Source organism: Kluyvera sp. STS39-E (genome assembly GCF_040932435.1).
Lineage (GTDB): Bacteria > Pseudomonadota > Gammaproteobacteria > Enterobacterales > Enterobacteriaceae > Kluyvera.
Map to the genome: position 1 here is coordinate 259879 of NZ_JBFQGA010000006.1, position 13155 is coordinate 273033.

The 13155-nt window shown below is 49.3% G+C and carries 10 protein-coding genes; 8 read left to right on the forward strand and 2 right to left on the reverse strand.

What is annotated here, in order from left to right; translation table 11 throughout:
* Positions 1-853: 853 nt before the first annotated feature.
* Positions 854-1483 (forward strand): thymidine kinase, encoded by a 630-nt coding sequence (gene tdk / locus AB4K05_RS15295; protein WP_368480787.1) that lies wholly within the window; start codon positions 854-856, stop codon positions 1481-1483.
* A gap of 195 nt (positions 1484-1678) precedes the next feature.
* Here tdk and adhE read toward each other — a convergent pair whose 3' ends face one another.
* On the reverse strand, positions 1679-4348 hold the full coding sequence (gene adhE / locus AB4K05_RS15300; RefSeq protein ID WP_368480788.1) for a bifunctional acetaldehyde-CoA/alcohol dehydrogenase: 2670 nt from the start codon (positions 4346-4348) through the stop codon (positions 1679-1681).
* Between the two features lie 496 nt (positions 4349-4844).
* Here adhE and AB4K05_RS15305 point away from each other — a divergent pair, with 496 nt between their 5' ends.
* The 7 genes from AB4K05_RS15305 (at position 4845) to AB4K05_RS15335 (ending at position 12712) form a co-directional block, all read left to right on the forward strand.
* Positions 4845-5492, forward strand: a complete 648-nt coding sequence (locus AB4K05_RS15305; RefSeq protein ID WP_368480789.1) for a YchE family NAAT transporter — start codon at positions 4845-4847, stop codon at positions 5490-5492.
* A 761-nt stretch (positions 5493-6253) separates the two neighbouring features.
* Complete coding sequence (oppA, locus tag AB4K05_RS15310; protein ID WP_368480790.1) at positions 6254-7885, forward strand: oligopeptide ABC transporter substrate-binding protein OppA; 1632 nt, start codon at positions 6254-6256, stop codon at positions 7883-7885.
* Positions 7886-7969: 84 nt separating this feature from the next.
* Positions 7970-8890, forward strand: coding sequence for an oligopeptide ABC transporter permease OppB (oppB, locus tag AB4K05_RS15315; RefSeq protein ID WP_368480791.1), 921 nt, complete (start codon positions 7970-7972; stop codon positions 8888-8890).
* Between the two features lie 14 nt (positions 8891-8904).
* Positions 8905-9813: an oligopeptide ABC transporter permease OppC gene (gene oppC, locus AB4K05_RS15320; RefSeq protein WP_368480792.1), complete on the forward strand. Its 909-nt coding sequence runs from the start codon at positions 8905-8907 to the stop codon at positions 9811-9813.
* 11 nt (positions 9814-9824) lie between these two features.
* Positions 9825-10820, forward strand: a complete 996-nt coding sequence (locus AB4K05_RS15325) for an ABC transporter ATP-binding protein (protein WP_368480793.1) — start codon at positions 9825-9827, stop codon at positions 10818-10820.
* Complete coding sequence (gene oppF / locus AB4K05_RS15330; RefSeq protein WP_368480794.1) at positions 10817-11821, forward strand: murein tripeptide/oligopeptide ABC transporter ATP binding protein OppF; 1005 nt, start codon at positions 10817-10819, stop codon at positions 11819-11821. The genes AB4K05_RS15325 and oppF overlap by 4 nt, the downstream gene beginning before the upstream one ends.
* 48 nt (positions 11822-11869) lie before the next feature.
* Complete coding sequence (locus AB4K05_RS15335; RefSeq protein ID WP_368480795.1) at positions 11870-12712, forward strand: ion transporter; 843 nt, start codon at positions 11870-11872, stop codon at positions 12710-12712.
* Positions 12713-12822: 110 nt separating this feature from the next.
* Here the strand turns inward: AB4K05_RS15335 and AB4K05_RS15340 are convergent, their stop codons facing one another.
* Positions 12823-13152, reverse strand: a complete 330-nt coding sequence (locus AB4K05_RS15340) for an HI1450 family dsDNA-mimic protein (RefSeq protein ID WP_368480796.1) — start codon at positions 13150-13152, stop codon at positions 12823-12825.
* Positions 13153-13155 lie beyond the last annotated feature (3 nt).

Here is a 13155-nt window from a genome sequence, read left to right on the forward strand (position 1 = left end):
ATAATAGAGCGATAAAATCGGTTGTGCAATAGGGAAGAATGTAAGGAATTCAAAATAACGTGTTATTTGGTGCTGTTATTAATTTTTATAAGTTAAATTGTCAGGGGGGAACACATTCTGGTAGTACTTATTGTCGCGATGGGCCAAGGGATAACAGGCGGTATGCCGCTAGGCTTATGCGCATGAATATACCTAGCATGGATAAATATCAACCTTATGTATTAGCAAGCCGGTGTTCATTTTGTGCTTCATTTTATAGCTTTGGAATCGTTACGCACCTCAACTACGTTGCTGCCTGGCATGGGGCTGTATCATTTGTCTTAACCTCTTCTAATCTATTTACCTTCTTTCTAGTGCGGGTAAATTGTAGCAAGCTGATACTGTCCTCTGCTGCAATACACGGCGGCTAATGAAGAAGGGGAGGTTTAGGTAGCTCGTTATGACGATGTTATTTCAGACGGAAACAGTTTAATTTGCAGATAACAACGCCCAGCATATTGCTACGCGAATTGGTTTCGCTCACATCTTTTATGTCGGATTCATTAAATTTTTCAACTATTCATCATGTCAGCTATTTTATCGTAACGACGCTAAAAACCATGCGGTTTTGCCGAGTGGATATAGTAAATACTTCAGTCATATGATGAGGTTAACTGTATCTAGGCTCTAAATATACAGAGTGAAAAACGATGTAGCGTTTAATATCCGTACATTCCACGTGATTTTCCTATGATGCATGCGACAGCAGAGTGTGCGTTCATACACAATGACGGGATGAGGCAGGAAGCGTGAACGCAAAATATGTTACACTGCGGGCCGTTTAAAAAACGCATTGATTAGGATTTCTCAGCCAATGGCACAACTTTATTTTTACTACTCAGCGATGAACGCTGGGAAGTCGACGGCCCTGTTGCAGTCATCATACAATTACCAAGAACGTGGTATGCGCACCATCGTTTATACCGCTGAAATAGACGATCGTTTTGGCGCGGGTAAAGTAAGTTCTCGTATTGGCCTGTCTTCACCGGCGAAACTGTTTAATAAAGACAGTAACCTGTTTGCTGAAATTAACGCAGAGAACGCGCGTGAGTCGGTTAACTGCGTACTGGTGGATGAATGCCAGTTCCTGACGCGTGAGCAGGTCTATGCGCTCTCTGACGTGGTCGACAATCTTGATATCCCGGTGCTGTGCTACGGGCTGAGAACGGACTTCAGGGGCGAGTTATTTGGGGGGAGCCAGTATTTACTGGCGCTGTCAGATAAGCTGGTGGAACTCAAAACAATTTGTTTCTGCGGCCGTAAAGCCAGCATGGTTTTGCGTCTCGATCAGCAAGGTCGTCCGTACAATGAAGGCGAGCAGGTGGTTATTGGCGGCAATGAACGCTATGTGTCTGTTTGCCGTAAACACTACAAAGAAGCGTTGGAGAAGGGCTCACTGACCCTTATTCAGGATGAACACCGTCAGTCCTGCCGTTTTGAGTAATCATTCCTGATGCGTTTCCTGCCCCTAAACTGCAATGTATAGGGGTAGGGCGTTCTGCCATTTCGATCCTCTGTTTTCTCTCTTGATTGATATCCAAATACATTAGCAAAACTCAAGCATTTGTTGGCAGGCAATAAAAAAGCCCCATCAATGATGGGGCTTAATTTGTTCACTCTTTAGCAGAGATAAAGCGGATTATTTCTTCGCTTTTTTCTCAGCTTTAGCCGGTGCAGCTTCTTTCTTCTCTTCTGCAGCGCCTTCTACGTAATCACGACCGTAGAAAGTATCCAGCAGGATTTGTTTGAGTTCAGCAATCAGTGGGTAACGTGGGTTAGCACCGGTACACTGGTCATCAAACGCATCTTCAGACAGTTTGTCGACGTTTGCCAGGAAGTCAGCTTCCTGCACGCCAGCTTCACGGATAGACTTAGGAATCCCCAGGTCCGCTTTGATTTCGTCCAACCAGCCCAGCAGTTTCTCAATCTTAGCTGCAGTACGGTCGCCCGGTGCGCTCAGACCCAGATGGTCTGCGATTTCAGCGTAGCGACGACGAGCCTGTGGACGGTCGTACTGGCTGAATGCAGTCTGTTTGGTTGGGTTGTCGTTCGCGTTATAGCGAATAACGTTGCTGATCAACAGGGCGTTCGCCAGACCGTGAGGAATGTGGAACTGAGAGCCCAGTTTGTGTGCCATGGAGTGACATACACCCAGGAAGGCGTTCGCAAATGCGATACCTGCGATGGTTGCTGCACTGTGAACTCGCTCACGTGCTACCGGGTTCTTAGAACCTTCATGGTAGGACGCTGGCAGGTTTTCTTTCAGCAGTTTCAGTGCCTGCAGAGCCTGACCGTCAGAGAACTCAGATGCCAGTACAGAAACGTAAGCTTCCAGGGCGTGAGTCACGGCATCCAGACCACCGAATGCACACAGTGATTTCGGCATGTCCATAACCAGGTTGGCATCAACGATAGCCATATCTGGAGTCAGTGCATAGTCAGCCAGTGGATATTTCTGACCCGTTGCATCATCGGTAACAACCGCAAACGGAGTCACTTCAGAGCCAGTACCGGAAGTGGTGGTGACCGCAACCATTTTGGCTTTCACGCCCATTTTCGGGAACTTGTAGATACGTTTACGGATGTCCATAAAGCGCAACGCCAGTTCTTCGAAATGAGTTTCTGGGTGTTCGTACATAACCCACATGATTTTCGCCGCATCCATTGGGGAACCGCCACCCAGTGCGATGATCACATCTGGTTTGAAGGAGTTCGCCAGATCAGCGCCTTTGCGTACAACGGTCAGTGTTGGGTCAGCTTCAACTTCGAAGAACACTTCAGTTTCAACGCCAGCAGCTTTCAGAACAGAGGTGATCTGGTCAGCATAGCCGTTGTTGAACAGGAAGCGGTCGGTCACGATCAGCGCACGTTTGTGACCATCGGTAATCACTTCATCCAGCGCGATTGGCAATGAGCCACGACGGAAGTAGATAGATTTCGGAAGTTTGTGCCACAACATGTTTTCAGCTCGCTTAGCAACGGTTTTTTTGTTGATCAGGTGCTTAGGACCAACGTTTTCAGAGATGGAGTTACCACCCCATGAACCACAACCCAGAGTCAGGGAAGGTGCGAGTTTGAAGTTATACAGGTCACCGATACCACCCTGAGACGCAGGGGTGTTGATCAGGATACGCGCGGTTTTCATCAGTTGACCGAAGTAAGCAACGCGCTCTGGCTGGTTGTCCTGGTCGGTGTACAGGCAAGAGGTATGACCGATACCGCCCATTGCAACCAGTTTTTCAGCTTTATCAACAGCGTCTTCGAAGTTCTTCGCGCGGTACATTGCCAAAGTCGGAGACAGTTTTTCGTGTGCAAACGGTTCGCTTTCGTCAACAACCTTCACTTCACCAATCAGGATCTTGGTGGTTGATGGTACGGTGAAGCCTGCCAGTTCAGCGATTTTGTGCGCCGGCTGACCAACGATTGCCGCGTTCAGACCGCCATTTTTCAGGATGATGTCCTGAACAGCTTTCAGTTCTTTACCCTGCAGCATGTAGCCGCCGTGGCTTGCGAAACGTTCACGAACGGCGTCGTATACGGCGTCAACAACAACAACGGACTGCTCGGAAGCACAAATTACGCCGTTATCGAAGGTTTTGGACATCAGTACAGATGCAACAGCACGTTTGATATCTGCAGTTTCGTCGATAACAACTGGGGTGTTACCTGCGCCAACGCCGATGGCTGGTTTACCAGAGCTGTATGCAGCTTTAACCATGCCTGGACCGCCGGTCGCAAGGATCAGGTTAATGTCTGGGTGATGCATCAGCGCGTTAGACAGTTCAACAGACGGTTGGTCAATCCAGCCGATCAGATCTTTCGGGGCGCCAGCTGCAATAGCTGCCTGCAGGACGATGTCTGCTGCTTTGTTAGTGGCATCTTTAGCACGTGGGTGCGGAGAGAAGATGATGGCGTTACGTGTCTTCAGGCTAATCAGCGATTTGAAGATAGCGGTAGACGTTGGGTTAGTGGTTGGTACGATACCGCAGATAATGCCGATAGGTTCAGCAATGGTGATGGTACCGAAGGTCTGGTCTTCAGACAGAACACCACAGGTCTTTTCATCTTTATAGGCGTTGTAGATATATTCAGAGGCGAAGTGGTTTTTGATCACTTTGTCTTCGACGATACCCATGCCTGATTCGGCAACGGCCATTTTGGCGAGAGGGATTCGAGCATCTGCAGCGGCCAGAGCGGCGGCGCGGAAGATTTTGTCAACTTGCTCTTGAGTGAAACTGGCATATTCACGCTGGGCTTTTTTTACGCGCTCTACGAGTGCGTTAAGTTCAGCGACATTAGTAACAGCCATAATGCTCTCCTGATAATGTTAAACTTTTTTAGTGAATCATCTGCTCGACAAGTCAGTATAGACAAATCACCTGCAGCTGGTGAAAAAGTTAAGAAAACAAAGCGTTATTCACAAACTGATCCACTGATTTACTAAAAGAGCTTCAATTTAGCCAAGGAGCTTAACTTCAAAGATACGCCATTATATTTTCTGGCTGAATCCTTTCGGTGTAAGCAGATTACCCATTTCTGAGTACGATTTACGTGATCTAAATCAAATTTAGGCCAAGCTGACACCTTTCAGCAGGGTGCCTTTAGCAAAACGCAGAAACTGTTAATCAATCGTGAGCAACGAAAGAGGAGACATTAGCATAGTTTATACAAATCCATAACACTCTGTTTTACACCTCTTTTTATGGATAATTCAGATGAACACTGCTAATAAAAAAGGTATTGTCAGCGCATTTCACGGTTTGTTGTTCGTCAACTACAACTTTTAATGGTTCTTCGGGGTTCATGTGATTCAAACGCTGTTTGATTTTCCTATCTTCTTTAAGTTCTTCATCGGGCTGTTCGCATTAGTTAACCCGGTGGGGATCATCCCCGTGTTTATCAGTCTGACGAGTAATCAGACAGCGGTGGTGCGAAACAAAACCAATACAACCGCCAGCCTTTCGGTTGCCATTATTTTGCTGACGTCGTTATTCCTCGGTGACCTTATCCTGCAGGTATTCGGCATCTCCATTGACTCCTTCCGTATTGCCGGCGGGATTCTCGTGGTGACTATCGCCATGTCGATGATCAGCGGCAAGCTTGGGGAAGATAAGCAGAATAAGCAGGAAAAATCAGAGACCGCGGTGCGCGAAAGTCTCGGCGTCGTTCCGCTTGCTTTACCATTAATGGCAGGGCCAGGGGCAATCAGCTCAACCATTGTGTGGGGCACGCGTTATCATTCCTTCTCTTATTTAATCGGTTTTTCGCTCTCTATTGCTCTGTTCGCGGCATGCTGTTGGGGGATCTTCCGTATCTCCCCGTGGCTGGTGCGTATGCTGGGGCAGACGGGAATTAACGTGGTGACACGTATCATGGGGCTTTTATTGATGGCACTAGGCATTGAATTTATTGTTACCGGCGTCAAATCGATATTCCCGGGCTTGGTCGGTTAGTTATTCTACGGCGCGCAACAAGAGCCTTGTCTCTTTGCGCGCCGTTATTATCAGAAAAACCTATCCCTCAATCTCTGCGGTCCTGCAGAGATAACCAATTCGAATATTTTAAAAATTCAATAAATATCAATTGAATGCGTTTTGCCGTTGCTACCTCAATCCGACATATGAATGTTATTTCCGTCACATGATACTCTGGGGCTTGCTGTTAGATAATTGAAATGATATTAGTAATTTTAGTTTCAATGCAGAGTTATGTGCTAAAAAATGAACAACTGTTAATTTTTTGTGCAAAAAACAAACATCTTGCAGTTGATACATGCAGCAGCAGACGATTTTTACATATCTAATTGATAAATGGTGATTTTGGCAATGTCGCATCGCCAGCTAATCTGTCTGCCAAACTACAATTTTCTGAGCAAAAGAGAATTGGTTAACAAATTTGCAAATTATATTGGCGACGGTGAGAGTCATTTGGTACTTTCCGGCCTACGTTATTTGCAAGATAAAACTTTGTAAATGATAACCGTTTCTATTTGCAGGCGGTTATGAACAGAATAAGGGAAGTCGCCCGACAGGGGGGAGACTTTTAATGAATCGACGTCAGGTTGCCATAAGAGCGACCGTAATAAAAAAGTCGGTGATAGCAGGCAGTAAATGACCTGACAGACGCAAAAATCTCCTGCGCTGTACAGGAACCCGCAAGGGGACTAAACAGGCTGACGATAGTCAGTAATAATAATGAACGGAGTATCAACACAATGTCCATCATCACAAAAAAAAGCTTAGTTGCGGCGGGAATTCTCACCGCGCTGATCGCAGGAAATGTTGCAATGGCCGCGGATGTTCCTGCGGGCGTGCAGCTGGCGGAAAAACAAACGCTGGTGCGTAATAACGGTTCTGAAGTGCAATCTCTGGACCCGCATAAAATTGAAGGCGTTCCTGAATCTAATATCAGCCGTGACCTGTTCGAAGGTTTGCTGGTTAGCGATTTAGATGGACACCCGGCACCGGGCGTTGCGGAGTCTTGGGATAATAAAGATTTTAAAGTCTGGACTTTCCATCTGCGTAAAGACGCGAAATGGTCCGACGGTTCACCGGTTACCGCGCAAGACTTCGTTTATAGCTGGCAGCGTTCAGTTGATCCGAAAACCGCTTCTCCTTATGCGAGCTACTTGCAGTATGGCCACGTCGCAAATATCGATGGAATTCTCGAAGGGAAAGCGCCAATCACCGATCTTGGCGTGAAAGCTGTCGACGATCATACTTTAGAAGTGACCTTAAGCGAGCCAGTCCCGTATTTCTATAAACTGTTGGTTCACCCATCGACTTCGCCAGTGCCAAAAGCCGCGATTGAAAAATTTGGTGAGAAATGGACCCAGCCGGGCAATATCGTAACTAACGGCGCTTACACATTAAAAGATTGGGTTGTTAACGAACGTATTGTGCTTGAGCGTAGCAAAACCTATTGGGATAACGCGAAGACCGTTATTAACCAAGTGACCTTCCTGCCTATTTCTTCGGAAGTGACTGACGTTAACCGCTATCGCAGCGGCGAGATCGACATGACCTATAACAACATGCCGATTGAACTGTTCCAGAAATTGAAAAAAGAAATCCCGAAAGAAGTCCACGTCGATCCATACCTTTGTACTTATTACTATGAAATCAATAACCAGAAAGCACCGTTTACTGACGTTCGTGTGCGTACTGCGCTGAAACTGGGTATCGATCGCGATATTATTACTAATAAAGTGAAAGCGCAGGGCGATATGCCTGCATTTGGCTATACCCCGCCGTATACCGACGGCGCGAAACTGACAAAACCAGAGTGGTTCGGTTGGACGCAGGATAAACGTAACGAGGAAGCGAAGAAACTGCTGGCCGAGGCGGGTTACACGGCGGATAAACCGCTGACGATTAATCTGCTGTACAACACGTCAGATCTGCACAAAAAACTGGCGATCGCTGCGGCATCGTTGTGGAAGAAAAATATCGGCGTCGATGTGAAGCTGGTCAACCAAGAATGGAAGACTTTCCTCGATACGCGTCATCAGGGGACGTTTGATATCGCACGTGCTGGCTGGTGTGCGGACTACAACGAACCGACCTCTTTCCTAAACACCATGCTGTCCAACAGCTCCATGAACACCGCGCATTATAAGAGCCCGGCGTTTGATAGCATCATGGCTGAAACGCTGAAAGCGAGCGACGACGCTCAACGCGCCGAGCTGTATAACAAAGCCGAGCAGCAACTGGATAAAGACAGCGCGATTGTTCCTGTTTATTACTACGTGAACGCCCGTCTGGTGAAACCGTGGGTCGGTGGTTACACCGGTAAAGACCCGCTGGATAATACTTATACAAGAAACATGTATATTATTAAGCACTAATGGCAATACGTGGGGCGGGCAAGGCTTGCCCCACGGTGTCTCGCTTTTCGCAATATTGTAGGCACAAGCCAAAAGGTATGGGCAATGTTGAAATTTATTCTCCGTCGCTGTCTGGAAGCGATTCCGACGCTATTTATTCTCATTACAATTTCGTTCTTCATGATGCGCCTCGCGCCCGGAAGCCCGTTTACGGGTGAGCGCACGCTGCCGCCAGAAGTCATGGCCAACATTGAAGCGAAATATCACCTGAACGATCCTATCACCACCCAGTATTTCAACTATCTGAAGCAACTGGCACACGGTGATTTTGGCCCCTCTTTTAAATATAAAGATTATTCGGTCAACGATCTGGTCGCGAGCAGTCTGCCCGTTTCGGCAAAATTAGGTGCCGCGGCGTTTCTGCTGGCCGTTATTCTCGGGGTATCAGCCGGTATTATTGCTGCGTTAAACCAGAATACTAAATGGGATTATGCGGTGATGGGGGTGGCAATGACCGGGGTTGTGATACCCAGCTTTGTTGTCGCGCCGCTACTGGTGATGGTCTTCGCGATTACCCTGCACTGGCTCCCCGGTGGTGGCTGGAACGGTGGGGCGCTGAAATTCATGATTCTGCCAATGGTGGCGCTCTCTCTGGCGTATATCGCCAGCATTGCGCGTATTACCCGTGGTTCGATGATTGAAGTTCTTCACTCCAACTTTATTCGTACGGCGCGCGCAAAAGGGCTGCCAATGCGACGGATTATTTTCCGCCATGCATTAAAGCCTGCACTGTTGCCGGTGCTTTCTTATATGGGACCTGCCTTCGTCGGTATTATTACCGGTTCGATGGTCATTGAGACGATCTACGGTTTGCCGGGTATTGGACAGCTTTTCGTCAACGGGGCGCTTAACCGCGATTACTCCCTGGTGCTGAGCCTGACCATTTTGGTTGGCGCATTGACGATCCTGTTTAACGCGGTAGTAGACGTGCTCTACGCCGTGATTGACCCGAAAATCCGTTACTAAGGCTGGAGTTCGCCATGATGTTAAGTAAAAAAAGCAGCGAGGCGCTGGAAAACTTCAGTGAGAAGCTGGAAGTGGAAGGGCGCAGCCTTTGGCAGGACGCCCGTCGGCGCTTTATGCATAACCGTGCGGCGGTGGCAAGCCTAGTGGTACTGGTTCTGATTGCGCTGTTCGTTACCTTTGCACCGATGCTGTCGTCGTTTTCCTATTTCGACACAGACTGGGGCATGATGTCTAACGCACCGGATCTGGAATCTGGGCACTATTTTGGTACCGACTCATCCGGTCGTGATCTGCTGGTTCGTGTGGCCATCGGTGGGCGTATTTCACTGATGGTGGGCATTGCCGCAGCGCTGGTGGCCGTTGTTGTTGGGACGCTCTACGGTTCTTTATCGGGTTACCTTGGCGGCAAAATCGACTCGGTCATGATGCGTCTGTTGGAGATCCTCAATTCCTTCCCATTCATGTTCTTCGTCATTCTGTTGGTCACCTTCTTTGGTCAAAACATCCTGCTGATTTTTGTCGCTATCGGCATGGTTTCCTGGCTGGATATGGCGCGTATCGTACGCGGCCAGACCCTGAGCCTGAAACGCAAAGAGTTTATTGAAGCTGCACAGGTGGGGGGAGTTTCCACCTTCAATATCGTCGTGCGCCATATTGTGCCGAACGTGCTGGGTGTGGTGGTGGTGTATGCCTCACTGCTGGTACCAAGCATGATCCTGTTCGAATCCTTCCTGAGCTTTTTAGGTCTGGGTACGCAGGAACCGCTGAGCAGCTGGGGTGCACTGTTAAGCGATGGTGCTAACTCAATGGAAGTGTCGCCGTGGCTGCTGCTGTTCCCGGCTGGGTTCCTAGTCGTGACGCTGTTTTGTTTTAACTTTATCGGCGATGGCCTGCGTGATGCCCTCGACCCGAAAGACCGTTAAGGAGTGTTGCCATGAGCATAATTGAAACGGCAACAGCGTCACCGCGACTGCTGGACGTCAAAGACCTGCGCGTCACCTTTAAAACGCCTGATGGCGATGTTACCGCGGTAAACGATCTCAACTTTAGCCTGCGAGCGGGTGAAACGCTGGGCATCGTTGGTGAGTCCGGTTCGGGTAAATCACAAACCGCATTTGCGTTGATGGGGTTGCTGGCCAGTAATGGACAGATTGGCGGATCTGCGCTGTTTAACGGCAAAGAGATCCTCAATTTACCTGAGAGTGCTCTGAACAAGCTGCGCGCCGAGCAGATCTCCATGATTTTCCAAGACCCGATGACGTCACTTAACCCGTATATGCGGGTGGGTGAACAGCTGATGGAAGTGCTGATGCTGCATAAAAGCATGGGCAAAGCCGAAGCGTTTGAAGAGTCGGTCAAAATGCTGGATGCGGTCAAAATGCCTGAAGCGCGTAAACGCATGAAAATGTATCCGCATGAGTTTTCAGGCGGGATGCGTCAGCGTGTGATGATTGCAATGGCACTGATGTGCCGCCCGAAACTATTGATTGCTGATGAACCCACCACTGCGCTCGATGTTACCGTTCAGGCGCAAATTATGACGCTGTTGAATGAGTTGAAGCGTGAATTCAACACCGCGATCATCATGATAACTCACGACTTAGGCGTCGTTGCAGGCATCTGCGATAAGGTGCTGGTAATGTATGCCGGGCGAACCATGGAATACGGCAAGGCGCGTGATGTGTTTTATCATCCAGCGCATCCTTACTCTATTGGTTTGCTCAATGCCGTTCCTCGTCTTGCTGGCGAAGGCGAATCGCTTCTTACCATCCCAGGCAACCCGCCGAACCTGCTGCGTTTGCCAAAAGGTTGCCCGTTCCAGCCTCGCTGCCCGCATGCGATTGAAACATGCAGCAGCGCACCGCCGCTGGAAGAGTTTGCGCCAGGCCGCTTACGCGCCTGCTTTAGAACCGTGGGAGAGCTGGTATGAGCGCCGTAGCTGATGAAAGAAAAGTTCTGCTGGAGATTGCAGACTTAAAGGTCCATTTCGAGATTAAAGATGGCAAGCAGTGGTTCTGGCAGCCGGCAAAATCCCTGAAGGCGGTTGATGGCGTCACGCTTCGTCTGTACGAAGGCGAAACGCTAGGCGTTGTGGGCGAGTCAGGTTGCGGTAAGTCGACCTTTGCCCGTGCCATTATTGGCTTGGTGAAGGCAACGGAAGGCCGAGTAGCTTGGCTTGGCAAAGATTTATTAGGAATGAAGCCAAGCGAGTGGCGAGATGTCCGTAGCGATATTCAGATGATCTTCCAAGATCCGCTAGCCTCGCTCAACCCGCGTATGACCATCGGCGAAATCATTGCTGAACCGCTGCGCACTTACTACCCGAAATTGTCGCGCCAGGAAGTGCGTGACAAAGTGAAAACCATGATGATGAAGGTGGGGCTGCTGCCAAACCTGGTCAACCGTTATCCGCATGAGTTTTCCGGTGGCCAGTGCCAGCGTATTGGTATTGCCCGTGCGCTGATCCTCGAACCAAAGCTGATTATTTGCGATGAGCCGGTGTCAGCGTTAGACGTGTCTATCCAAGCGCAGGTGGTCAATTTACTGCAGCAGTTGCAGCGTGAAATGGGACTGTCGCTGATCTTTATCGCCCATGACCTCGCGGTCGTGAAGCATATTTCAGATCGCGTGCTGGTGATGTATTTGGGACATGCGGTTGAGCTTGGCACTTATGATGAGGTGTACAACAACCCGCTGCACCCTTATACCAAAGCGTTGATGTCTGCGGTGCCGGTGCCCGATCCAGATCTCGAGCAGAATAAAACCATCCAACTGCTGGAAGGGGAACTGCCTTCACCTATCAATCCTCCGTCAGGCTGCGTATTCCGTACTCGCTGCCCGTTGGCGGGGCCAGAATGTGCGAAAACCCGCCCGCTTCTGGAGGGGAGTTTCCGCCACGCGGTTTCCTGTCTGAAGGTTGACCCGTTATAATCGTCAGGGCTGGCAGGTTGCCAGCCCTTTTTTATACGAGGTTACAACGTGGTGGCTATTAGCGCTCTGCGTCATCGTCTCTATCATTTTCTTTTCGATCAACGCACCCGGACCGGACGACGGTTTGAAGCTCTGTGCGGGCTTTTCGCGCTGTTAAGCGTCATCGCTATTTTTGTCGAATCAGGTATTGGTACCACCTATCATCTGACGTTCGATGAATGGCACGCCTTTGTTTTGCTGGAGATCGGCTTCACGCTGGTTTTCACCTTGGAGTATCTCCTGCGGGTCTTTTGTTGGCCGCAGCCTGCGCGCTATGTATTTAGCTTCTGGGGCTTTATTGACCTCGCTACTATCTTGCCGTTTTACGTCATTATGCTGTGGCCACAGATCGGCGTGGACTACCTGTTTGCATGGCGCGCCATGCGCGTGATCCGCGTGCTACGGATCCTGAAATTGCTGCGTTTGATGCCTGCGGTGAACAGCCTATGGAACGCCATCGTTAATTCGCGTCATCAGTTGATTCTGTTCTATGCGTTTATTGGCATCCTGATGGTGGTTTCTGGGGCGTTAATGTACGGCATTGAAGGGCCTGCAAACGGTTTTACAACGCTAAGTACGGCGGTTTACTGGGCAATTGTTACGGTGACAACGGTCGGCTACGGCGATATTACACCGCATACCGCAGTGGGAAGAATGGTGGCGTCGGTGCTGATTTTAATCGGCTACTCGGTGATTGCTATCCCGACCGGGATTATTAGCGCGCAGATGACCAATGAATTCCAGAAACGTCGACACGAACGGGTTTGCCCGCACTGCAAATTGCGCGACCATGCGGTGAAGGCCCGCTATTGTAACGCCTGCGGTACTGCGCTGCCTCACAATGAAGAATAAAACCAATCATCTAAGGGAATAGTAGGCCTGATAAACGCAGTGCCATCCGGCATGATGCGGTGGTTATGCCGGATGGCGGCGTTCCGCTTTATCCGGCCTACAACGGTGACTTATTCGCGCCAGAGAATATGGCAGAGTTTGTGGTCTTTTTCACGACACAGCAGAACGCGGGCGAAAATATCATTCAGTTCGCCGCCGTCGGTTTCTGCTAGACCAATGACCACCTCAGCGAAGAAATCCGGGTTCAGATCGTAATCAACGTGATCCTTCCAGTCTTCAGATGGGTCAAACAATTCGGCACCGCCACGCTCTTCGAACTGAAGGTTGAAAAGCAGGATATCCGCCGGGTCGAGGTTATCACCCGCCAGCTCAAGAAAAATGTCGTAAGCCTGTTCCAGCGTTTCGTCTTCGGTCAGGCGATTGTTCAAATCCATATCCATAAT